This is a genomic window from Geodermatophilus sp. SYSU D00879, assembly GCF_054050375.1.
In genome coordinates this window covers 38,856-60,580 of record NZ_JBJGZF010000019.1, presented here as the reverse complement: position 1 = coordinate 60,580, position 21,725 = coordinate 38,856, and the positions used below count along the sequence as shown (strand labels likewise).

The following is a 21,725-nucleotide window of genomic DNA, read 5'->3' as shown; positions in this document are numbered from 1 at the left end:
TCTCACACCGACACCTGGTTGTAGATCCCGTACATCGCCGACACGAGGGCCACCGCGACGAAGCCCACGATGAGGCCCATGGCGACGAGGACGGCCGGCTCGAACAGCGAGGTCAGCTTGTCGATCTTGAAGGTCAGCTCGCCCTCGTAGTACTGCGCCGTGGACTCGAGCTGGGCATCGAGCGTCCCGGTCTCCTCGCCGACCCGGATCATCTGGGTCGCCGTGCCCGGGAAGCGACCCGTGGCCGAGAGCGGACCGGCCAGACCCTCGCCGCGCAGCATGGACTCGCCGACCGTGGACAGCGACCGGATGAAGACCCTGTTGCGCAGGGACTCCGATGCCACCCGCAACGCCTCGGGGAGTGCCACACCGGCGCCAACCATCGCCGAGAGGATCCGGCAGAAACGCTCGACGAGGACGAACTCGACGGTGTTGCCGAGCACCGGGACGGCCAGGAGCAGCCGGTCCTTGCCGTACTTCCCGCGCTCGGTCTGCAGGACGAGCACGACGACCAGCACCAGCGCCACTAGGCCGCCGAGCAGCGCCCACCAGTACCCCAGGAGGAAGTCGGTGAGACCGAGGAGCATGCGGGTGGGCAGGGGCAGCTCGGCGTCCAGGCCCGCGAAGAACTCCTTGAAGCGCGGGAGCACCCATCCGGCCAGGATCGCCACGGTGACGACGGCCATCGCGGCGATCACGGAGGGGTAGAGCGCCGCGGACTTGATCTTGCGCCGGGTGGTCAGGTCCTTGTCCAGGTACTCCGCCAGCTGGCTGAGGACGGTGTCGAGCTGGCCGGTGAGCTCGGCCGAACGCAGGATCCCCCGGTAGAACTCCGGGAAGACCTTGGGGTGGCGGTCGAAGCAGTCCGACAGGGTGTCGCCGCCGCGCAGCCCGACCTCGACCTCGGACATGACCCGCTTGACGGAGCTGTTCGAGGCCTCCTCGCCGATGAGCCGCACCGCTTCCACCACCGGCAGGCCGGCGCGGATGAAGGCACCGAGCTGGCGGGAGAGGTGCATGACCTCCTCGCGCTTCACCCGGGGGGCGGTGAGCTCCATCTTCAGGAAGCTCTTGCTCTCCGCGACGCGGATGTTGCGGAGCTCCTGCTCGTACAGCGCGAGCTCGGCGGCCTCCTGGCTGGCGGCCTTGTACTTCCCACGGGTCAGCTCGCCGCTGGGCGAGGTCGCCGAGTAGGTGAACGTGGGCACGTCAGCCTCCCACCACGTAGACGGAGCGCATGACCTCGGACGTGGTGGTGACGCCGGCGCGGACCAGCTGGGCGGCCTGCTCGATGAGGGTGTTCATGCCCTCGGCGCGGGCGGTCTTCCGGACGTCGTCGTGCGCGGCGCGCTCGACGACCAGCTCCCGGATGCGGGACGTGATCGGCATCATCTCGTAGACGCCGACCCGGTCCAGGTAGCCGGTCTGGGCACAGAAGCTGCAGCCGGTGCCGCGCATCCACACCGTGTCCTCGCTCGCGCCGGGCGAGATCGACTCGAGGAAGGCGACCTCCTCCCGCGTCGGCGCGTGCGCCACCTGGCAGTAGGAGCAGACGCGGCGCACCAGCCGCTGGGCGAGCACGGTGGTCACCGAGGAGGCGACGAGGAACGTCTCGATGCCCATGTCGACCAGCCGGAACAGGGCCGAGACCGTGTCGGTGGCGTGCACCGACGAGAGCACGAAGTGACCGGTGAGCGCCGACTGCACGGCGATCCGGGCGGTCTCCACGTCGCGGATCTCCCCGACGAGGATGATGTCCGGGTCCTGCCGCAGGATGGCCCGCAGGCCGTTGGCGAAGGTGACCCCGGCCTGCTCGTTGATCTGGATCTGGTTGATCGACGGGAACGTGTACTCGACGGGGTCCTCGATCGTCATGATGTTGCGGTCGGGGCTGTTCAGCTCCCCGAGGGAGCCGTAGAGCGTCGTGGTCTTGCCGCTCCCGGTCGGGCCGGAGCAGACGACCATGCCGTACGGGGAGTGGATCTGGGCGCGGTAGCGCTCGACCATGTCCCCCGGCATGCCGAGCCGGCCGAGGTCGAACAGCGGCCGGCTCTTGTCGAGCACCCGCATGACGACCTTCTCGCCACCGACCACGGACACCGTCGAGACGCGGATGTCGACGTCGCGGTCCTCGATCGAGGTGGTGATCTGGCCGTCCTGCGGCCGGCGCCGCTCGACGATGTTCATCCCGGCCATGATCTTGATGCGGCTGACCAGGGCGGGGCCCATCGAGCCGGGCAGCTCGAGGACGTCGTGCAGCGCGCCGTCGATGCGGTAGCGCACGCGCACCCGCTCCTCCTGCGGCTCGACGTGCACGTCGGAGGCCCGGTCGCGCAGCGCCTGCGTGAGGATCTTGTCGACCACCTGGACGACCGGGGCGTCGTCGGCGACGGCCTCGGTCTCGACCCGGACCGCGTCCCGGCGGACGGCGTCGCGCGCCTCGAAGACCTTGACCTGGTTCTCCAGGCCGGCCAGGGCGCGGTAGCTGGTGTCGATCGCGCGGCGCAGCTCGGACTGGGCGGCGAGGTGCAGTACCACGGGCCGCTGGACCGCCTCCTGGACGGCGGCGGCGTTGGCCGCGGAGCCGTCCGCGACCGCGACCACCACCGAGTCCCCCGAGAAGCCGATCGGCAGCGCCTGCAGGCGGTGCGCGGTGGCGTCCGGGATCAGGGCCAGGGCCTCGGGCTCCGGCGTGACGTCGCGGAGCTCGATCACCTGCAGCGAGCCCTGCCGGGCGAGGGCCGCGGTGAGGTCGCGCTCGGAGAGCGCACCGCTGTCGATGAGCAGCCGGCCCAGCCGCTGCGGAGCGCCCTTGCGCTTCTTGTCCAGCGCGGCGAGGACGTCGGCCCGGCTGACCAGCCCGCTCTCGACAAGGACCTCACCGAGGCGGCGGCCGCCCTGGTGCAGCGAGGCGTCCGTGGGCGCCGGCCGGTCCTCGATGGCGCCGACGACCTCGTCCTCGGCCGGCGTTGCGTGCCGTCCGAACCGCATCAGGCCACGCTCCCGTGCATCCGGGGCATGTCGATCTCCTTGGGGTAGAGGCTGCGCGGCACCGCGTCCTCGTACCGGACCGCGCCGGTCCGGACGAGCTGGGACAGCGACTGCTCGAGCGTCACCATGCCCTCGCGCTGGCCGGTGACCAGCACGTTGCGCAGCTGGTGGGTCTTGCCCTCCTTGATGAGGTTGCGCACCGCGGGGTTCGCGACGAGCACCTCGTAGGCGGCGACCATGCCGCCCTCGGTCCGCGGGACCAGCCGCTGGTACACGACGGCGGTCAGCGCCGCCGCGAGCTGGACGCGGATCTGCGCCTGCTGGTCGCCGGGGAAGACGTCGATCATCCGGGACAGCGACTGCGCCGTGTCGTTGGTGTGCAGGGTCGCGAGAACCAGGTGGCCGGTCTCGGCGATGGTGAGGGCGAAGCGGATCGAGTCCAGGTCGCGCATCTCGCCGACCAGCACGACGTCGGGGTCCTCGCGGAGCGCCGCGCGCAGCGCGTCGGGGAAGGACGGGGTGTCGGTGCCGACCTCGCGCTGGCTGACCAGCGCGCGCTTGTGGTCGTGCACGTACTCGATCGGGTCCTCGATGGTGAGGATGTGGCACGCCCGCTGGCTGTTGATCCGGTCGACGAGGGCAGCGAGCGTCGTCGACTTGCCGGAGCCGGTGGGGCCGGTGACCAGGACGAGGCCCTGGTGCCTGGTCGCCAGGTCGCCCATGACGGGCGGGAGGCCGAGGGCGTCGAGGCTCGGCACCTCGCGCGGGATCATCCGCAGGGCGAGCGCGACCTGGTCGCGCTGGGTGAAGGCGTTGCCGCGGATGCGAGCGGCGTCGCGCCAGCTGAAGGAGAAGTCGTAGTCCTGCTGTGCGGCGAAGGCGGCGGACTGTGCCGGGGTGAGCAGTTCGGCGACGAGGGACTCGGTGTCGTCGGCGGTCAGTGGGTGGGCGCCGTGGACCGGGTGGAGGTCACCGTGCACGCGGATCCGCGGTGGGCTGCCGGCGGTGAGCAGCAGGTCGGTGCCGCCGGCGTTCCAGAGCTCTTCGAGCAGGCCGTCGATGCGACTGCCGGTCAGGTGCGCGAGCACGGGGTTCCCCTTGAGGCAGTGATTGGGTGGGCCATGAGAGGGGGGAGGACCGTCAGACCGACGGCCCTCCCCGCCCGAGGTTCGCTTAGATCGTGACGGTGGCGCAGGGAGTGCCAGCGTCACCCGTCACGGCACCGGTGTTGCTGGTGGAGACGTTCTCCGGCTCCGAGCGCAGCAGCTTCGCGGTCACGAGCGCGGCAGTGTCCGCGGCGTAGGCGTCGTTCTGGGCGAAGTACGCCTCCTGGGCCGTCAGAACAGTCTTCATGTCGGCCTTGCAGGCGGCCTCCTCGCTGGTGTCGTTGATGCCGCCGACGGCGAACACGACGATGCCGGCGAGGACGCCGAGGATGACGATGACCATCAGGAGCTCGATGAGGGTGAAGCCCTTGTCGTTCTCCCGGGCCTTCTTGATGTAAGCGAGCACTGCGTTCTCCTCGAGGAGTCGACGGCCGGTCGGCCGTCGGGATGGGTGACGCCGGCGCCCCCGTTGAGGCCGGCGGTGGTGCGGGTGGTGCTGGATCCGGGTGCCTGCTGGGCCGCCGGGTGGCGGACCGGCGCGGCTCAGGCGCGCATCACGTCACGGCGCCCCCTGCCGGGAGTCGCGGCACGGCGATCGGGGGAGCGAGCCGTGTCCGGGCCAGGTGCCGGACGGCCGAGCTGACCGGGTGGTCGGGGCTCGAGACCGTCAACGGCAGGCAGGAGTTGATCGAGGCCGCGACGTCCCGGCTCGACGGCACGTGGGCCGCGATCGGGGCGCGGAGCATGCGCTCGGCGTCGGCGGCGGTGAGGCCGACCCGCGAGTCCGAGCGGTTGAAGACCACCGACCGGACGTCGCGCCGGTGGCCGAGCAGGTCGAGGGTGTCGAGCGTCCGCCGCAGGCCGAGCAGCGCGGGGCGCTCCGGCGTCGTCACCAAGACGTGGTGCTCCGACCGGTCCAGGGCCGACATGACCAGCCGGGTCACGACCGGCGGCGTGTCGACGACGACGACGTCGTAGCGCGGGGTCAGCGCGTCGAGGACCGAGGCGACCAGTCCGACGTCGAGGCGCTCCGCCTCCGCCGGCAGGGCCGGCGCGAGGACGCAGTCCAGGCCCGGCTGCAGCGGCGTGACCACGGCGTCCGGCAGGTCGGCGGCGGCCTGCGCCGAGGCCAGCGTCCGGTGCGGCTCGAGGCCCACCGTCACGCCGACGTTGCCCGAGCGGAGGTCGAGGTCGACGAGGCAGACCCGCTGCTCGGCGTCCTGGGCGAGCGCGACGGCCAGGTTGACGGCCACCGTCGTCGTCCCGCAGCCGCCCTTGCCGGCGTGCACGGTGACCACGCGGCCCTGCCCCCAGGCGGCGCGAGCCGCGAGGAACTCGAGGCAGCTGCGCGCGGCGGCGGCCAGGTCGGTGGCCGGGAGGACGGCGTCGACGCCGGCGCTGCCGACGACGTGCCGCTCCAGCCGGTTCAGTGCCGCCCGCAGGAGGACCACGACCGCCCCGGGCCGCGCGGCGCGCACCTCGGTGGCGCAGCGCAGCACGTCCGCGGCGGCGAGCGCCGGGCCGAGGACGACCAGGCGCAGGTCGCGGTCGTGGCGGGCGGCGCCCACGACGGCGGCCAGGTCGTCGAGCCGCAGCACCGGCAGCCGGAGGGCGTCGGCAAATGTCGCCACGTCGCGCTCGTCGAGACCGAACGCCAGGGCCATCACCGCCACCTCCTCGTCGCCGTGACCGCGCTGTGCGGTCGTTCGGTTGCCGAGAGGAGAATGCGGTGGTCAGCGCGCCGGCGGGACGGACGTTCGGTCCGACTGCGGACGACGACCGGTGGACAGCTGTCGGGTGTTCGGGGGACACCGCGGGCCCGCTGCGGCGTGGTCAGCTACAGCGCGTTGCATGATCGGTACTCTCTGCAGCACAGGTGCTCCGATGACTGCCGGGCTCGCCTGCCGAGCCCGCCGGCACGTCGTGGACCCGGTTGGTGCAGTGCTGCCCAGGCCCCTTCCCCCGCCTGGGCGAGATGTGGCGTTGACCTGGCGGTTCCCTGGCGTTACAAATTGTGCGCAACACGCCTCTCCTCGGAGTTGAGAAGCGGCGCGGACCTGTACACGGGGGCACAGAACGGGGAACGCGCTATGGGCGCACGCGTCGTGGTGGTCGAGAGCCACCCGGTCACCAGATGGGGCATCCGCCACCTGATCGAGCAGCAGGACGGGCTCGAGGTGGTCGGCGAGACGGCGTCGGCCGACCAGGCCGTCCGGTTCGCGGCCACCCTGCTGCCCGACGTCGTGGTCGTAGGCCTCGACGCCGGCGAGGAGCACGGGATGGCCCTGGCCCGCGAGCTGCGCGAGCGGTTCGACGACCTCGGCATCGTGCTGCTCACCGCCACCACCGACGACGCCGTCCTGCTCGACGCCTTCGAGACCGGCGTCTCCGCCTACGTGCCCAAGACCGCGCCGGTGGTCGAGGTGGTCGCCGCCGTCCGGCACGCCGCGGTCGCCGCGACCTCCTTCACCGCCGCCGGCCTGGCCGCGGCCCTCCGGCGCCAGCGCGAGGCGGCCGTCCCGGCCGTCACCGACCTCAGCGCCCGCGAACGCGAGGTGCTCGACCTGCTGGTCGCCGGCCGGTCGATCCCGGCCCTGGCCGCCGAGCTGTACATCAGCCCGTCGACGGCGAAGACCTACGTGGCCCGCGTCTACGAGAAGCTCGGCGTCCGCTCGCGGGCCGAGGCGGTCCTGGCCGCGGTCCGGCTCGGGTTCACCCAGCACCCGCCCGGCTCCGCGCGGCAGGCCGTGCCGCCCCCCCGGCAGGCCGTGCCGGCGCCGCGCCGCCCGTTCGAGGCCTCGCTGCGGGTCTGACCCGGGGTCACCGGCGCAGCAGCAGGTCCACCACCGGGTCCGCGATCCACAGGCCGAGCAGCGCTCCCGCGATCATGAACGGCCCGAACGGGACGGCGGTCTTGCGTCCGTCGGGCCCGGCGGCCATGACGACGACGCCGATCACCGCGCCGAGGAAGAAGCCGGCGAACGCGCCGACGACCACCGCGGCCCACGAGAACCAGCCCAGCACCAGGCCCAGCACGCCGGCGAGCTTGACGTCGCCGAATCCCATCCCGGCCGGGTAGAGCACCGCCATCAGGAAGAACGCGCCGAACAGCGCCACGGCGCCCAGCCCCGCGCGCAGCAGCGACCCCCACTCCCCCGAGACGACGGCGGCGCCGGTGAGGAGCACGGCGAGCACCGGGTACGCGGGCAGCACCAGCGCGTTCGGCAGCCGCCGGGTGTCCAGGTCGATGAACGCCAGCGCGACGCCGAGGGCGGTGAACACCAGCCAGGCGGGCAGCGCGGCCAGCTCGTCCAACTGGGCCAGCCGCCAGCTCACCAGCACGAACAGCACGCCGGTGAGCAGCTCGACCAGCGGGTAGCGGGGCGGGATCGGCGTCCCGCAGTCGGCGCACCGTCCCCGCAGCACCAGCCAGCCGACCACCGGGACGTTGTGCCGGTTGCGGATGGGGTTCTCGCACACCGGGCAGCGCGACGGCGGCGAGACGACGGACAGCCCCGCCGGCACCCGGTGGACGACCACGTTGAGGAACGACCCGATCGCCAGCCCGAACAGGCCGGCGAACACGAACAGCAGAACCACGCTGGACCCCCGCTGAACCCCGCGACGGCCGCCCGGCGCGATCCGGCGGCCCCTTCCGACGAGCCGCGGACCCGGCTCGGGACCTCGGACCTTAGCCGCGCGTCGACACGGCGTCGTCGCCCATCGGGTGGACCGGCCCGCCTCAGCTGCTCGCGGCCGGCGGGAAGGCCCAGGCGAGCAGGTCGGCGATCCGGGCCCGCTGGTCGTCGGCGAGCAGGCCGGGCAGCGTGACCACCTGCGACACGGTGTCCGGGGTGGTGAGCAGGACGCCGCCGGCGAACTGCACGCCGGCCGGCCGCGCGGCGCCGGTGAGGCACAGCGCGGCCCGCACCGGGGCCGGGACGCCCAGCCGGCGCAGGGCCGCGACCACCTCGTCGGCCTGACGCCGTACGCCGTCGAGCAGCGCGGTGCGGTCCCGGCCGTCGACGCGCAGCTGGTCGCCGGCCGTGGTCAGCGAGCCCGCGAGGTTCTTGGCATCGACGACGTACACCGCGTCGGCGGCGACGACCAGGTGGTCGATGTTGGCGTCGGAGCCCGCCCGCAGGCGCCGGTCGTGCAGCACCGGCAGGCCGGTGCCGGTCAGCGCGGCACCGACGGCGTGCTCGCCACGGACGCCCTTCACCCAGTTGTCCTCGGCTCCGACGACCCGCACCGGGCCCCCTCTGGCGGCCGCGCGTCGTGGGGGCGATGCCGGCCACCCGCTCGGCGGTGGCTGCCGACGGGACGCCGGGACGCCGCGCAGCCCGCTCACCACCAGGCCGGCCGCCGACACCCAGAACAGCACGGCTGCCGGGCCGCCGACGAGCACCGCCAGCACCCGACCGCCCTGGCCGGCCGCCGTCAGCGGCGACGAGGCCAGGACCACCAGCAGACTCAGGGCGAGCCGCCGGCCCCACCGTCGAACGCCGGCCGGCGCCGGACGCGGGGACACCACCGGCGGCCGGACGTCCAGGTGCCACGGGGACGGCGAGGCGCGGCCCCGCTCGACGACCGGCTCCGCGCGCATGCGGCGCATCGCCTCCAGCTCCGCCGAGCGCCCCGGCCGGCCGGTGGCGAACGGGCGCCCGCACGGCAGGCACAGCCAGGACGGGTCACCCACCGCAGGGGTGGCCTGCCACGCGTGGTCACCGCCGGCGAGCGCGGTCCCGCACCGGTGACAGGCCGCAGGAGCTGCCATCACCATCGGCCTCAGTGCTCGGTACACGGTGCGGCAGTCTGAGCGACGCGCTCCCCGTCGCCGGGGAGGCACCGCCGCATGTCCCGACGGGGACGTCGCCGCGGCAACCGCTCGACGGAACGCCGTGGCACGGTTCCGCCCCGTGAGCGACGACTGGCGGCCGCTGCGCCTACGACGAGACGGCACCTGCCTCCACTGCGGTACGGATCTGTCGGCCGGCACCTCCGCCTCGTGGAGTCGCTCGGCCGGCGCGGTGCGATGCCCGTCCCACACCGCGTCCGCTCCGGCGCCCGGGATCCCGGCCGCGAGCGCCGACGCGGCGGCCCGTGCCACCGGCACCGCTGGTGGATCGGCGCAGGACGAGTACGCGCGTCGCAGGGCCCGCCACGAGCGCCGGGTCCGGGACGCCCACCCGGTCCTCGGCGGACTCGTCCTGGCGCTCTCCGAGGAACCGCAGCACGTCACCGCCTGGCGCCAGGGGGCCATCGGCGAACGAGCCGTGGCCCGTCGCCTCGACCAGCTCGTCGACCGCGGCGTCGAGGTGCTGCACGACCGGCGCATCCCGGGCTCGAGGGCGAACATCGACCACCTCGCGGTGTCGCCCTCGGGCGTCTACGTCATCGACGCGAAGAACCACACCGGCACGGTCCGGGTGAGCCGGCAGAGCGGCCTGTTCGGGCCGCGCCGGTACAGGCTGTCGGTCGGCCGCCGCGACGCCACCTCGCTCGTCGCCTCCGTGCAACGACAGGCGCACCTGGTCCGCGACGCCCTGACCGGCGGACCCGGGATCCCCCCTGGGGTCGCGGTCACCGGCGTGCTGACCTTCGTCGGCGCGGACTGGCCGCTGTTCCCACCCGACCGGATCGACGACGTCCGGCTCGAGGGTCCGAAGTCGGCGGCGAAGCTCGTCCTCCGGGACGGTCCCTACAGCCCGGCCCAGGTCGGGGTGATCGCGGAGCAGCTCCGCCGGCACTTCCCCGCTCACCGGCCCGTCGGCCGGTGAGCGGGGACGGTCGGCGGCGGGGCACAGCCCGGCCGTCGGGCAGGGTGCGGCCGCTGAGGAGCGCCACCGATCGGTCGCGGCCGGCGCGCACGTCGCGGCCACTCCCCCAGCTCCAGCCGCTGTCGGCGGCCTCGAGGGAGTGGAGGACGGCGTGCTGAGCGCACCGACCGCCCCGCCCCCTCGCGCGGAGATCGCCCCACCACGGAGGGGCGACGGTACCGGTCGGGGCAGGACCGGACGACGAGTCGCGGGCCGCGGACGGGCCGGTGGGGTCAGCCGTGCAGCGTGGGCCGGTAGACGAGTTCCTGGACGCGGCCGTCGAACGTCCGGCTCCCGAGCAGCTCGAGGTCGAAGTCGGCCGCACCCCCGAAGACCGGCGCCGTCCCGGTCCTCCCGCTGATCACGGGGAAGACCGTCACCTGGACGCGGTCGACCAGGCCTGCGGCCATGAGCGCCCGGTTCATCGACAGGCTGCCGTGCGAGCGCAGCGGCACGTCGGACTCCTCCTTGAGCCGGGCGACGACGTCGACGGCATCCCCGTGCTCGAGGGTCGCGTCCGGCCAGTCGAGAGGGGCCCGCAGCGTCGTCGACACGACCGTCGTCGGCATGGTCCGCATCCGGGTGTTGAGCGGGTCGGTGACCTGGGCCGGGTCCAGGAAGTGCACGAACTCGCGGAAGGTGGCGGCCCCGAGGACCAGCCGCTGCTCCGCGCGGTACTCGGCCAGGCGGTGGTCGAGGAACTCCGGGCCCTCCTTGCCCCAGTAGCCGCCCCAGTCGCCGTCCTCGCCGTAGGAGCCGAACCCGTCGAGGGTGGAGAAGACGTCGAAGGTGTAGGTGGCGGTCACGGTGCCCTCCTGGGGTGAGGTCGGTCGGCTGCCAGGGGAGACCGGCGACCCTGCCGGGAGTCATCGCCCCCGGTCGCGTTCCCCGGGTCGCGGCCGGTCGCCAGCCCGTGCGCCTGTGCCCGGACGGCGGCGAGGAAGGCCGTGAGCGCCGGAGCCAGGGGCTGGTCCCGGGTGAGCACCGTCAGCCGGCGGCCGACGTCGGCCTCGGCGACGTCGCGCACGGCCAGGGCCGGGTCGGCCGGCGGGAGGGTGAGGGCCGGCATGAGCGCGACGGCCCCCGCGGTGCGCACCAGCTCGAGCAGGACGTCGGCGTCGTTGGACCGGTGGCGCAGGTCGGGGTCGTAGCCGCCGAGCGAGCGGCAGGTGCCGACGACCAGGGCGTGGTGGCCCGTGCCGGCGGCGGCGGCCACCCAGACGTCGTCCCGCAGCGCGGCCACCGCGACGGGTCCGCCGTGCGCGGCGGCCGGGTGCGCGGCCGGCAGCACCAGCTGCAGCGGCTCCCGGTGCAGCAGCTCGTACCGGAGCCCGGCCGGCCGGGGCCGGGGATGGCCGTCGTACTCGTCGCTGACGACCACGTCGAGGGTGCCCAGCCGCAGCTCGGGCAGCGCCTGCTCCAGCTCCAGCTCGGAGAGCTCGACCCGCACCTGCGGGCGCTCGGCCAGCATCCGCGTCAAGGCCGGGACGAGCAGGCGGCGGGTCGCCGACTGCAGCCCGCCGGCCCGCACCGTGCCCCGGACGTCGCCGATCAGCGACGCCAGGTCTGCGCGAGCGGCCTCGGCCGCCGAGAGCAGGACGCCGGCGTGCCGGGCGAGCAGGCGCCCGGCGTCGGTCAGGCGCACCCCGCGCCCGACCCGCTCCAGCAGGCGGACCCCGGCCTCCCTCTCCAGCACCGCGAGCTGCTGGGACACCGCGGACGGCGTGTAGCCCAGCGACGTCGCGACCGCGGCGAGGGTGCCGCGCTCCTCCAGCTCGCGCAGCATCCGCAGGCGGTGGAGATCGAGATCGACCATGCAGGAACGCTAATGGGTTCGCTCCAGGAAGCGTCACTGGACCTCACCGGATCCGCCGTCGACGCTGCGGTCGTGGGTCTCGCACTGTGCCTGGTGTCCGCGGCGTGCTTCGGGGCGATGGGCGTGTTCGGGAAGCTCGCCTACGAGGCGGGCGTCTCCCCCGACGCGCTGCTGCTGCTCCGGTTCACGTCGGCCGCGGCGCTGCTGGGCGTCGTCCTGGCACTGCGGCCCGGGCTGCGGTCCGGCCGTCCCGCCGCGGGGCCGCCACCGGGGGCCGGCGGACCCACCCGCCGGGTGGTGCTGACCGGTCTCGGGCTGGGCGCGGTCGGGTACGCCACCCAGGCGGGCCTCTACTTCTCCGCGCTCGAGCGGATCGACGCGTCGCTGGTGGCGCTGGTGCTCTACACCTACCCGGCCCTGGTCACCCTCGCCGCCGCCGCGCTCGGGCGGGAACGGCTGACACCGGCACGGGCGGTCGCGGTGCTCGTCGCGTCGGCCGGGACGCTGCTGGTCCTCCTCGGCGCCGGCGCGCTGCGGTTCGACCCGCTGGGCGCGGCCGCCGCCTTCGGCGCCGCGGTGACCTACACCGTCTACATCCTCGTCGCGGACACCGTGGTGCACCGCCTGCCCCCCGTGGTGCTCTCGGCGCTGGTGATGACCGGAGCCGCCGGCACGCTCGCGGTCCGCGCCGCGGTGACCGGCGGCGTCGACCTCGGCCTCGGGCCGGCCGGGTGGCTGTGGGTCGGGTGCATCGCCGTGGTCTCCACCGTCGTGGCGATGCTCGCCTTCTTCGCCGGCCTGCGCAGGACCGGGCCGTCCACCGCGTCGATCCTCTCGACGTTCGAGCCCGTGGTGACCACCGCGCTGGCCGCGGTCGCCCTGGGTGAGTTCCTCACCCCGGTCCAGCTCGCCGGCGGCCTGCTGGTGCTGGTCTCCGTGGCCGTCGTGCAGCTCCGGCCCCGGTCGGGTCGGCGGGCACCGGCAGCACCCCGGACCGGCCCGGTCCCGGGCCGGACGCGGACCACCTCACTGGTCCCGCCGCCTCTCGGGGACACGGCGGCGCGCTAGGCGGGCACCTCCTGGAAGGCACGCACCTCGATCCGTGCGCCGAGCGCCTTCGACGCCTTCGCGGCCCAGGAGACGGCCGCCTCCCGGTCCGGCGCCTCGACGACCCAGAAGCCGCCGAGGTACTCCGGCGCCTGTGTGAACGGCCCGTCGGCGAGGACGAGGTCGTCCCCGGTGTGGTCGACGGTGACCGCGGTCGACGGCGGGTGCAGCCCACCGGCGAAGACCAGCGCGCCGGACGCCACGAGCTCCTCCAGGAAGGCGCCGGCCGCCGCCAGTGCGGCCTCCAGCTCGGCGGGGTCCATCGACGCCATCGTCGGCTCCTCGGCCGAGTCGTGCGGCATGGACAGCAGGTACTGCGTCACGGGTCCTCCCGGGTAGTCGCCGCGGCCCGTCCGGCCGCCACGAGAGGGGGACCCCGGCCGCTGCGACGACTCATCGGTCCCGTCCCGCCGGGAGGACGGGCCCGCCGCGCCACGGCCCGGAGGGCACCACGGCTCGGAGGGGACGACGGACGAGTCGGCCTGTACGCCGGGTTCTGTCCTCGGGCGCCTCGCGGCCTCCCGATGGGCGGTCATCCATCTAGGCCCGCCGTTGCCGGCGGGCTCGAGCGGTCCACCCGCAGGCTCGGGCGGGCAGCCCTCGAACGCCTGCGCAGGACGGCGTCCGGTCGCCCGTCCGCCGTCCCTTCTCGACCTTGCTCCGGGTGGGGTTTACCGAGCCGCACCGGTCACCCGGTGCGCTGGTGGTCTCTTACACCACCGTTTCACCCTCACCAGCGCTGTCTCCGGAGAGGCACTGCTGGCGGTCTGTTCTCTGTGGCACTGTCCCGCGGGTCACCCCGGGTCGCCGTTAGCGACCACCCTGCCCTGTGGAGCCCGGACGTTCCTCGGCGGCGAGGTCTCCCCCGCCGACGCGACCGCCCGGCCGACTCGTCCGTCGTGCCGACCAGTCTACGGATGCCCTCAGCGGAACTCCGGAGTCCGCGCTGCGGGCTCCGGCGGACCCTCCTACGGTGACTCCGTCCGGCCGGTCGTCACGTCCTCCATCGGGGGAGCCGAGCCGGGTGCCGCCGAGTCGCGGCCACCGCGGGTGGCCGTGAGCCGGGGACCCACCGCACCACCGGGGTGAGTCCCACCTCCCGAGCCACCGGGAGGGGGTAGGGCGCAGATCCCCGCCCGAACCCGTCAGCTGACCCGGTAGGCGGCCACGGGAGAACGGAGAACCACCACGGGTGCGTCGACGGCGCCTGCCTCGGCGTGCCCGCACCCCTGCGACGAGCGCCGCGCCCCGCCCACCTCCGCCGGTCGCCGCGCCCCCACGGACCCATTCCGGCCGTCCTGGCGTCGGCCTGCCCTCCAGCAGCCGCCCGCCGCCCTGCCGCGCGCCCGGGTCCGTCCCGCAGGTCCCTCCCTCACGCGCCGGGTGACCGCCGAGCCACGGACGGCGCCGCGCGAGAACCGACGTCAGGAGCTCTCCTCGTCATGCCCTCGAACAGCAAGCGCACGATCCGCCGCACCCTCACCGCCGGCGCCCTCGCCGTCGTCTTCGGCCTCTCGGGCCAGTCGGCGGCCCAGGCCCACGGGGACGGCCCCCGCCGCGACTGGTCGCACGGCTGGTCCCAGGACCGGGCCCCCGCTGCCTCCGCGGCTCCCGCGGCCGCACCGGCGGCCGCCCCCGCCGCTGCGGCGGTGTCCACGAACCTCAGCGGGAAGCCGACCCCCACCTCGACCTCCTACAGCGCCTGGGCGGCGCACGTCCGCCCGGTCGTCGCCGAGGTCGCGCAGCGGTTCGGGGTGTCCACGGTGCTCACCCGGCCCGGGCACTCCCCCACCCAGCAGCTCGCCGCGGACTTCATGGTCTACGCCGACTCCGCCAAGGGGAACGCCGTCGCGCAGTACGTCCTGGACAACGCCGCGCGCTTCAACGTCGACTACGTCATCTGGAAGCAGCGGATCTTCGTCATCGGGAGCTCCGGCTGGCGGGCGATGGCCGACCGCGGGTCCCCCACCGCCAACCACATGGACCACGTCCACGTGAGCTTCAACCCCTGACCGGCCCGGACGCGGCCCCGGGAACCGCCCGGGGCCGCGTCCCCGTCAGCCGGCGTACAGCACGAAGCCGCTCACCCGCCGGCCGTCGACGACCGGGGTCACCATGTCGACCTGTCGCCGTGCCTGCTCCTCGACCGGCTCGGCCGACAGCGCCTCCAGGTAGCGGCGGTGCTCGGCCGGCGAGGTCGCCCGTCGGGGTGGCCGAGGAACTGCCGCGGCGGCGGAGGTCGGCGTGTCGGTGGTCGACCCGAGGTCGGGGACGCTCAGCGCCCCCGGGCCACCCGCAGCGCCGCGGCGATCATCGGCGCCTGCAGCGGCAGCCGGACCACCGCCGCGGCCAGCAGCGCCGGCCGCCTGCGCGCCACCCGGAAGTGGTGCAGGTGGGCCGGCACGAACGACGCCAGCAGCGCGGCCGCGGCCCACCCGCCGGCCCGGCGGCTCGCCGGCGCGGCCAGCAGTGCGGCGGTACCGATCTCCGCGACCCCGCTGCCGAGCACCCAGCCGCGGGCGTCGCCGAGCTCGGGCGGCACCAGCTCCTCGAAGGTCCGCGGCCGCACCAGGTGCAGCACGCCGGAGCCGCCGAGGGCGGCGGCCAGCCAGGTCGCCGGGGCGGGGAGTCGCATGGACCGACCGTAGGCTGGCACCCCGTGACGGCCGCCGACCTCCTGATCGCGGCCGCGGTGGCCCTGGGCGCGGGAGCGGTCAACTCGATCGCCGGCGGCGGGTCGCTGATCCTCTTCCCCACCCTGGTGGGGCTGGGCCTGGGCACCGTGGCGGCCAACGTCACCAACTCGGTGGCGCAGTGGCCCGGCTACCTCGGCGGCATGGTCGGGTTCCGTCGCGAGTACGCCGGCCAGCGCGGCCGGCTGGTGCGCCTCGGCGCGGTCTCGGCGCTCGGCGGGGTCGCCGGCAGCGTGCTGCTGTTGACCACGCCGAGCGAGGCCTTCGACGTCGTCGTGCCGGTGCTCGTGCTGCTGGCCAGCCTGCTGCTCGCGGTGCAGCCGCTGCTCACCCGCCGGCTGCGCGACCGCGACGACGGCGCCGTCCGCGACCCGTGGTGGCTCTACCTCGCGCTGTTCCTCGCCACCGTCTACGGCGGCTACTTCGGCGGCGCGCTCGGCGTCATCCTCGTCGGGGTGCTCGGGACGGCGCTGCACCGGCTGCCGCTGGCCAACGCGCTGAAGTCCGCGCTCTCCGCGGTGACGGCGACGGTCACCCTGGTCGTGTTCGGCGTCTTCGGGCCGGTCGCCTGGCAGGTGGTCGCCGTCGCGGCGCCGGCCAGCCTGGTCGGCGGGTTCCTCGGCGCCCGGGTGGCCAGCCGCATCCCCGCGACGCCGCTGCGGGTGCTGATCGTCGTCTTCGGCGTCGCGGTGTCGGTCTACCTCTTCACCAGGATCTGACGCTCACTCCCCGCCGCGGCCGGGCTCGCCGATGGCGACCATCGCCTCGACGGCGCGGCGGGCGCGGGCGGCGGTCTCCGGGTCGACGTCGACGGCGCCCTCGCCGGTCCGCAGCGTGTGCAGCAGCTTGGCCGGGGTGATCATCTTCATGTAGCGGCAGGCCGCGCGGCTGTTCATCGGGATGAACGCCGTCCCGCTGTTGAGCGCCCGCAGCTGGTGCAGGATGCCGACCTCGGTCGCGACCAGCACCTGGCCCGACGACGTCCGCGCCGCGGCCTCGACCATGCCGCCGGTGGACAGCACGCGGGTGCGGTCGGCGGGCAGGTCGCCGTGGCTGACCAGGTCGAGCACCGAGGTGGTGCAGCCGCACTCGGGGTGCACGAGGATCTCGGCGTCCGGGTGCGCGGCCACCTGCGCGCGGACGTCGGCCGGGCTGATGCCGGCGTGCACGTGGCACTCCCCCGCCCACACGTGGATGTCCTGGCGCCCGGTCACGCGCTTGACGTGCGCGCCGAGGAACTGGTCGGGGCAGAACAGGATCTCCCGGTCCTCGGGGATGGACCGGATGACGTCGGCGGCGTTCGACGACGTGCAGCAGATGTCGGTCTCCGCCTTCACCGCCGCGGTGGTGTTCACGTAGCTGACGACGACGGCGCCGGGGTGCTGGGCCTTCCACTCGCGCAGCTGCTCGGCGGTGATCGAGTCGGCCAGCGAGCAGCCGGCGGCGTGGTCGGGCAGCAGCACCGTCTTGTCCGGCGAGAGGATCTTCGCCGTCTCGGCCATGAAGTGGACGCCGCAGAAGACGATCTCGCGGGCGTCGGTCTGCGCCGCGACCCGCGACAGGTAGAGGGAGTCGCCGGTGAAGTGGGCGACGTCCTGGATCTCGGGCACCTGGTAGTTGTGCGCGAGCACCACCGCACCGCGCTCGTCGGCGAGCCGGCGGACCTCTGCCGCCCAGGTCTCGTACTCGGCGGGCGACAGGGTGCGCTCGTCGCCGGCGACGGTGGGGGTGGCGGGCGCGATGGTCGCGGTCACGGGGCTCCTCGGAGTGCGGGGGGCTCATCGTCCCCGGAGCGCCGGGGAGGCCGGCGGCGGGGTGTCCCGTACAACACCGGGCCGCCCGGCCCGCTTCCCGTCCCGGCGACGTCCCGGCGACGTCAGCGGCGCACGTCGTAGACCAGGTGGGTCACCCGCCGGCCCTGCACGACCACCGGGTCCTCGAACTGGATCTCCGGCGGGCCGCCGGCGCCGAAGTACGGCCGGCCCGAGCCCAGGACCACCGGGACCAGCGCGAGGACCACCCGGTCGACCAGGCCCGCGCGCAGCGCCTGCCCGCCGACGTCCCCGGCGCTCACCGTGACGTCCCGGTCGCCGGCGAGCTCCCTCGCCCGCTCGACGGCGGTCGGCACGTCCGGCGCGAAGGTGAACGGCGCGGTGTCCCGGTGCGGCCAGTCGTCGGCCGGGCGGTGGGTGACCACGACGACGTGCTCGCCGTTCGGGGGCACGCCGCCCCAGCCGTCGGTGATGTCGAACAACCGGCGCCCGCACACCATGACGCCCACCCGGGTGGCCATGCCGGTCAGGAACTCCGCCGTCTCCGCCGTCACGTGGAAGGGCCGGTCCGGGTCGCTGAAGGTCATCTCGACGTCGCCGTTGCCGTACCAGTCGAACAGCGGCCCGGGCATGTCGTCGTCCCGCCCGACGTACCCGTCCAGCGACACCGCCGCGAACAGCACCACCTGCCCCATGGGGCACCTCCTCGCTTCCGGCTCCGGGGCGGAGCCGCCTGCAGGAGGGACCGGCGGGCGCTCGTCAACTCACCGGTTGAGCACCGCGCGAGATCGGCGGTCCCGTGGCGATCAGCGCCCGATGGCCACGGGACCGCCGATCTCGCGAGGTCCTACCGCAGGTGGGCGGTGTCGTTCACCAGGCGGACCGAGGTGCGGCCGTCGGAGCTCCACGCGACCGTCGACAGCGACGCCGCCTCGAGGAACACCCGGTGCACCACCTCGTCGCCGGCGCCGAGACCCGCGGCCAGCAGCAGCTTGATCGGCGTCACGTGGCTGACCACGAGCACCGTCCTCCCGGCGTACCGCTCCAGCAGCCGCGCCCGGGCGCGGGCCACGCGGCGGCTCACGTCGGCCACCGACTCGCCGCCCGGCGCGGCCACCGTCACGTCGGCCGCGAACCGGCGGGCGGCCAGCGGGTGCCGCTGCTGCGCCTCGGTGGCGGTGAGCCCCTCGAGGTCGCCGAAGTCGAGCTCGACCAGGTCGTCGTCGAGCTCCACCGGCAGGCCGAGCACGCCGGCGACCGCCTCGGCGGTCTCCCGGGTGCGGCGCAGCGGCGAGGCGACGACGACCTCGATGCCCAGCTCCTTGGCCCGCACGGCGGCCGCCTCGGCCTCCGCGCGCCCGGTGGCCGACAGCGGCAGGTCGTTGCGTCCGCTGTACCGGCGCTCGGGGGTGTGCTCGGTGCGGCCGTGGCGCAGCAGGTGCGTGACCGTGGTGACGACGGGCGCGGGCTCGGCGGCCGGCTGGACGTCGTCCTCCACCACGGTCGGCTCGGCGGCGGTGTCGCGGTGCACCGGCCGGCCGTCCATCGCGCTGTTGGCGAGCGCGTCGGCGGCGCCGTTCTGCGCGCGCGGCACCCAGGTGTAGCGGACGCTGCCCAGCCGCCGGGCGATGTCGCGGGCCTGGACGGCGAGCTTCTGCATGTCCGGGTGCTTGATCTTCCAGCGCCCGGACATCTGCTCGACGACGAGCTTGGAGTCCATTCGCACCTCGACGTCGGCGCCGGCGTCGAGGTCGAGGGCGGCCTGCAGGCCGGCGACCAGCCCGCCGTACTCGGCGACGTTGTTCGTCGCCCGGCCGACCGACGCCGCGCGCTCGGCGAGCACCCGCCCGGTGGCGGCGTCGCGGACCAGCGCGCCGTAGCCGGCGGGGCCGGGGTTGCCCCGCGAGCCGCCGTCGGCCTCGACGATGAACCGGGTCACAGGCCCGACTCGGCGGTGCGCACGAGGATCCGGCCGCAGTTCTCGCAGCGGACCACCTCGTGGGGGTCGGTGTTGCGGACGGCGGCGAGCTCCTTGCCGAACAGCTCGATCCGGCAGCCCTGGCACTGCCGGGCCTTGAGCATCGCCGCGCCGGTGGTACCGGTCTGCGTGCGGATCCGGTCGTAGAGCGCCAGCAGCGGGGCGGAGATGCCGGCGGCGATCTCCCCGCGCTCCGCCTCGTGCCGGGCGGTGGAGTCGGCGATGTCGGCGAGGGCGTCGTCGCGCAGCTGCTCGGCCCGCTCCCGGACGGCGACGGCGGAGGCGCGGCCGGACTGCGCGTCGGCGAGGGCGGCGTCGGCGGTCTCGCGGCGCTCCATCAGCTCGAGCACCTGGTCCTCGAGGTCGGACTGCCGCCGCGCGAGCGACTGCAGCTCCGACTGCAGCGAGGTGATCTCCTTCGGCGTCGCCGCCCCGGAGTCGATCCGCGACCGGTCGCGGTCGGCCCGCTGCCGGACGGTATCGACGTCGGCCTCGAGCCGCTTCTGCTCGCGGTCGAGGTCGCGCACCTCGGTCCCCGCGCGGACCTCCGCCTCGGCGAAGGTCCGCTCGGACTCCGCGGCGGCCTCCACGGCGGCGACCTCCGGCAGCGTGCGCTTCCGGTGGGCGAGCTGGGTGAGCGCGACGTCCTCGTCGGCCAGGGCCAGCAGCTTCTGCTGCTCGAAGTGGTCGGCCTTCACCCGCTCAACCTACCGGGGCGCCTCGCCTCACCCCGGCCCCGTCCGGAGGCTCGTCCCGAGCCTGCGAGGGATGGGAGGGACGGGGTCCTTCACCTGCGGCCGGTCGCCTCCCCCGTCGCGCCGCGGGCCGTGCCGGGCGGCGCGGACTCCAGCGGGTCGGGCAGGTCGCGGAAGGTGGGGTCCTCCCGCTCGGCGGTGTAGTCGCTCTCCGCCGTCCCGTCGACGCCGTCGTCCACCTTGGCCGCGCGCAGCGCCATCGTCACCAGCACCGTGACGACGAGGTTGACCAGCAGCGCGAGGAAGCCCGCGTAGACGCTGGACTGCGCGTCCAGGCCGAGCTTGGACAGTGCGAACGCCGACCCGCCGAAGTGCTCGCGCAGGACCGTGCCGTCCGGCGCCAGCCGCGGGACGTTGTAGAGCATCAGCAGGCCCGCGGCCATGCCCGCGACCCACCCGGCGACGAGCGCACCGCGGTGCAGCCACCGGGTGTACAGCCCAAGCGCCACCGCCGGGAGCGTCTGCAGGATGATCACGCCGCCGATGAGCTGGAGGTCGATGGAGAACTGCGGGTCGATGAACAGGATCGCCGCGACCGCGCCGACCTTGACCACCAGCGAGGTCACCTTGGCGACCTGCGCCTCCTGCCGCGGCGTGGCGTCCTTCTTGAGGAACTCCTTGTAGATGTTGCGGGTGAACAGGTTCGCCGCGGCGATGGACATGATCGCCGCCGGCACCAGCGCGCCGATGCCGATGGCGGCGAAGGCGATGCCGGCGAACCAGCTCGGGAACATCTCCTGGAACAGCACCGGGACGACGGTGTTGCCGTCCTCGCCGATCGGCGTCACCCCGGCCGCGATCGCCATGAAGCCCAGCAGCGCGATGAAGCCCAGCGCCAGGCTGTAGACCGGCAGCGCGCTCATGTTGCGCTTGAGCACGTCGCGGTTGCTGGCCGCGAGGACGCCGGTGATCGAGTGCGGGTAGAGGAACAGCGCGAGCGCCGACCCGAAGGCCAGCGTCGCGTACTGCCACTGCCCGGTGCCCGGCAGCAGCACGCCCGCGCCGGTGCCGGCGGAGAACTTCTCCTCGGCCGCGCCGAAGATCACGTCCCAGCCGCCGAGCTTCACCGGGATGACGATCACCGCGACGATGATCGTCAGGTAGATGAGGGTGTCCTTGACGAACGCGATGAGCGCCGGCGCCCGCAGCCCCGAGTTGTAGGTGTAGAGCGCGAGGATCACGAACGCGACGATCAGCGGGAGCTCGCCCTCCACGCCCATCGCCTTGAGGATCGCCTCGATGCCGACCAGCTGGAGGGCGATGTAGGGCATCGTCGCGACGATCCCGGTGAGGGCCACCAGCAGCGCCATCGTCGGGGAGTCGAACCGGGCGCGCACGAAGTCCGCCGGCGTCACGAACCCGCGCACGTGGCTCACCGACCACAGCCGGATGACGACCAGGAAGACCAGCGGGTAGATCACGACCGTGTACGGGACGGCGAAGAACCCGGCCGCGCCGGCGCCGAACATCAGCGCGGGGACGGCGACGAACGTGTAGGCGGTGTAGAGGTCACCGCCGAGCAGGAACCAGGTGATCCAGGTGCCGAAGCTGCGCCCGCCCAGCCCCCACTCGTCGAGGTGCATGAGGCTCTCCGCCCGCCGCCAGCGCGACGCGACGAACCCCATGACCGTGACGACCAGGAACAGGACGATCACGATGGTCAGCTCGACGACGTTGACCCCGTCCAC

The 21,725-nt window shown here is 74.3% G+C and carries 21 protein-coding genes, 1 other RNA gene and 1 riboswitch; of the genes, 5 read left to right on the top strand and 17 right to left on the bottom strand.

Going from position 1 to position 21,725, the window contains the following annotated elements; genetic code table 11:
- Nucleotides 1-2: 2 nt before the first annotated feature.
- The 5 genes from ACI79B_RS19965 to ACI79B_RS19945 form a co-directional block, all read right to left on the bottom strand.
- A complete protein-coding gene (locus ACI79B_RS19965; protein ID WP_456929589.1) occupies nucleotides 3-1,208 on the bottom strand; it encodes a type II secretion system F family protein in 1,206 nt (401 codons plus the stop codon).
- Nucleotide 1,209: 1 nt separating this feature from the next.
- The gene (locus tag ACI79B_RS19960; protein ID WP_456929588.1) at nucleotides 1,210-2,991 is read right to left on the bottom strand and encodes a GspE/PulE family protein; all 1,782 of its coding nucleotides are present in this window, start codon (nucleotides 2,989-2,991) and stop codon (nucleotides 1,210-1,212) included.
- The gene (locus ACI79B_RS19955; protein ID WP_456929587.1) at nucleotides 2,991-4,079 is read right to left on the bottom strand and encodes a type IV pilus twitching motility protein PilT; all 1,089 of its coding nucleotides are present in this window, start codon (nucleotides 4,077-4,079) and stop codon (nucleotides 2,991-2,993) included. Before ACI79B_RS19955 ends, ACI79B_RS19960 begins: the two co-directional genes overlap by 1 nt.
- A gap of 85 nt (nucleotides 4,080-4,164) precedes the next feature.
- The gene (locus tag ACI79B_RS19950; RefSeq protein WP_456929586.1) at nucleotides 4,165-4,503 is read right to left on the bottom strand and encodes a type II secretion system protein; all 339 of its coding nucleotides are present in this window, start codon (nucleotides 4,501-4,503) and stop codon (nucleotides 4,165-4,167) included.
- 148 nt (nucleotides 4,504-4,651) lie between these two features.
- On the bottom strand, nucleotides 4,652-5,761 hold the full coding sequence (locus ACI79B_RS19945; protein ID WP_456929585.1) for an AAA family ATPase: 1,110 nt from the start codon (nucleotides 5,759-5,761) through the stop codon (nucleotides 4,652-4,654).
- A 426-nt stretch (nucleotides 5,762-6,187) separates the two neighbouring features.
- Here ACI79B_RS19945 and ACI79B_RS19940 point away from each other — a divergent pair, with 426 nt between their 5' ends.
- Entirely contained in the window at nucleotides 6,188-6,910 is a 723-nt protein-coding gene (locus ACI79B_RS19940) for a response regulator transcription factor (RefSeq protein ID WP_456929584.1), read from the top strand.
- A gap of 7 nt (nucleotides 6,911-6,917) precedes the next feature.
- On the opposite strand, the gene ACI79B_RS19935 is transcribed toward ACI79B_RS19940, so the two are convergent.
- Together ACI79B_RS19935 and ACI79B_RS19930 are read right to left on the bottom strand one after the other, a co-directional pair.
- Entirely contained in the window at nucleotides 6,918-7,697 is a 780-nt protein-coding gene (locus ACI79B_RS19935) for a prepilin peptidase (RefSeq protein ID WP_456929583.1), read from the bottom strand.
- A 142-nt stretch (nucleotides 7,698-7,839) separates the two neighbouring features.
- Entirely contained in the window at nucleotides 7,840-8,796 is a 957-nt protein-coding gene (locus ACI79B_RS19930; RefSeq protein WP_456929582.1) for an NERD domain-containing protein, read from the bottom strand.
- Between the two features lie 106 nt (nucleotides 8,797-8,902).
- On the opposite strand from ACI79B_RS19930, the gene ACI79B_RS19925 reads away from it, so the two are divergent.
- Nucleotides 8,903-9,877 carry a nuclease-related domain-containing protein gene (locus ACI79B_RS19925; protein WP_456929581.1) on the top strand — a complete coding sequence of 325 codons (975 nt, stop codon included), beginning with the start codon at nucleotides 8,903-8,905 and terminating at the stop codon, nucleotides 9,875-9,877.
- Nucleotides 9,878-10,149: 272 nt separating this feature from the next.
- Here ACI79B_RS19925 and ACI79B_RS19920 read toward each other — a convergent pair whose 3' ends face one another.
- Together ACI79B_RS19920 and ACI79B_RS19915 are read right to left on the bottom strand one after the other, a co-directional pair.
- Nucleotides 10,150-10,722: a dihydrofolate reductase family protein gene (locus tag ACI79B_RS19920; RefSeq protein WP_456929580.1), complete on the bottom strand. Its 573-nt coding sequence runs from the start codon at nucleotides 10,720-10,722 to the stop codon at nucleotides 10,150-10,152.
- A complete protein-coding gene (locus ACI79B_RS19915) occupies nucleotides 10,719-11,732 on the bottom strand; it encodes a LysR family transcriptional regulator (protein WP_456929579.1) in 1,014 nt (337 codons plus the stop codon). The genes ACI79B_RS19920 and ACI79B_RS19915 overlap by 4 nt, the downstream gene beginning before the upstream one ends.
- 72 nt (nucleotides 11,733-11,804) lie before the next feature.
- On the opposite strand from ACI79B_RS19915, the gene ACI79B_RS19910 reads away from it, so the two are divergent.
- Nucleotides 11,805-12,800: a DMT family transporter gene (locus tag ACI79B_RS19910; protein ID WP_456929578.1), complete on the top strand. Its 996-nt coding sequence runs from the start codon at nucleotides 11,805-11,807 to the stop codon at nucleotides 12,798-12,800.
- On the opposite strand, the gene ACI79B_RS19905 is transcribed toward ACI79B_RS19910, so the two are convergent.
- Nucleotides 12,797-13,162 carry a YciI family protein gene (locus ACI79B_RS19905; RefSeq protein WP_456929577.1) on the bottom strand — a complete coding sequence of 122 codons (366 nt, stop codon included), beginning with the start codon at nucleotides 13,160-13,162 and terminating at the stop codon, nucleotides 12,797-12,799. The genes ACI79B_RS19910 and ACI79B_RS19905 overlap by 4 nt on opposite strands.
- Before the next feature lie 146 nt (nucleotides 13,163-13,308).
- An RNA gene (gene rnpB / locus ACI79B_RS19900) (RNase P RNA component class A) lies at nucleotides 13,309-13,732 on the bottom strand.
- Nucleotides 13,733-13,857: 125 nt separating this feature from the next.
- A riboswitch (cyclic di-AMP (ydaO/yuaA leader) is annotated at nucleotides 13,858-14,018 on the top strand.
- A 263-nt stretch (nucleotides 14,019-14,281) separates the two neighbouring features.
- On the opposite strand from rnpB, the gene ACI79B_RS19895 reads away from it, so the two are divergent.
- Nucleotides 14,282-14,851: a hypothetical protein gene (locus ACI79B_RS19895; RefSeq protein WP_456929576.1), complete on the top strand. Its 570-nt coding sequence runs from the start codon at nucleotides 14,282-14,284 to the stop codon at nucleotides 14,849-14,851.
- A gap of 263 nt (nucleotides 14,852-15,114) precedes the next feature.
- Here the strand turns inward: ACI79B_RS19895 and ACI79B_RS19890 are convergent, their stop codons facing one another.
- A complete protein-coding gene (locus ACI79B_RS19890) occupies nucleotides 15,115-15,474 on the bottom strand; it encodes a DoxX family protein (protein ID WP_456929575.1) in 360 nt (119 codons plus the stop codon).
- Nucleotides 15,475-15,498: 24 nt separating this feature from the next.
- On the opposite strand from ACI79B_RS19890, the gene ACI79B_RS19885 reads away from it, so the two are divergent.
- Entirely contained in the window at nucleotides 15,499-16,251 is a 753-nt protein-coding gene (locus tag ACI79B_RS19885) for a sulfite exporter TauE/SafE family protein (protein WP_456929574.1), read from the top strand.
- A gap of 3 nt (nucleotides 16,252-16,254) precedes the next feature.
- Here the strand turns inward: ACI79B_RS19885 and nadA are convergent, their stop codons facing one another.
- From nadA to mctP, 5 genes are all read right to left on the bottom strand, one after another.
- The gene (nadA, locus tag ACI79B_RS19880; protein WP_456929573.1) at nucleotides 16,255-17,286 is read right to left on the bottom strand and encodes a quinolinate synthase NadA; all 1,032 of its coding nucleotides are present in this window, start codon (nucleotides 17,284-17,286) and stop codon (nucleotides 16,255-16,257) included.
- A gap of 122 nt (nucleotides 17,287-17,408) precedes the next feature.
- On the bottom strand, nucleotides 17,409-17,999 hold the full coding sequence (locus tag ACI79B_RS19875) for a dihydrofolate reductase family protein (RefSeq protein WP_456929572.1): 591 nt from the start codon (nucleotides 17,997-17,999) through the stop codon (nucleotides 17,409-17,411).
- Nucleotides 18,000-18,151: 152 nt separating this feature from the next.
- Entirely contained in the window at nucleotides 18,152-19,243 is a 1,092-nt protein-coding gene (locus tag ACI79B_RS19870) for a bifunctional RNase H/acid phosphatase (RefSeq protein ID WP_456929571.1), read from the bottom strand.
- A complete protein-coding gene (locus tag ACI79B_RS19865) occupies nucleotides 19,240-19,980 on the bottom strand; it encodes a zinc ribbon domain-containing protein (RefSeq protein ID WP_456929570.1) in 741 nt (246 codons plus the stop codon). The genes ACI79B_RS19870 and ACI79B_RS19865 overlap by 4 nt, the downstream gene beginning before the upstream one ends.
- Nucleotides 19,981-20,069: 89 nt before the next feature.
- Nucleotides 20,070-21,725, bottom strand: a complete 1,656-nt coding sequence (gene mctP, locus ACI79B_RS19860; protein WP_456929569.1) for a monocarboxylate uptake permease MctP — start codon at nucleotides 21,723-21,725, stop codon at nucleotides 20,070-20,072.

Bases quoted from the DNA above. Each gene is read 5' to 3' on its own strand.
- ACI79B_RS19960 (WP_456929588.1), bottom strand. From the start codon at position 2,991: ATGCGGTTCGGACGGCACGCAACGCCGGCCGAGGACGAGGTCGTCGGC.
- ACI79B_RS19945 (WP_456929585.1), bottom strand. From the start codon at position 5,761: ATGGCCCTGGCGTTCGGTCTCGACGAGCGCGACGTGGCGACATTTGCC.
- ACI79B_RS19940 (WP_456929584.1), top strand. From the start codon at position 6,188: ATGGGCGCACGCGTCGTGGTGGTCGAGAGCCACCCGGTCACCAGATGG.
- ACI79B_RS19915 (WP_456929579.1), bottom strand. From the start codon at position 11,732: ATGGTCGATCTCGATCTCCACCGCCTGCGGATGCTGCGCGAGCTGGAG.
- ACI79B_RS19895 (WP_456929576.1), top strand. From the start codon at position 14,282: ATGCCCTCGAACAGCAAGCGCACGATCCGCCGCACCCTCACCGCCGGC.
- ACI79B_RS19890 (WP_456929575.1), bottom strand. From the start codon at position 15,474: ATGCGACTCCCCGCCCCGGCGACCTGGCTGGCCGCCGCCCTCGGCGGC.
- ACI79B_RS19875 (WP_456929572.1), bottom strand. From the start codon at position 17,999: ATGGGGCAGGTGGTGCTGTTCGCGGCGGTGTCGCTGGACGGGTACGTC.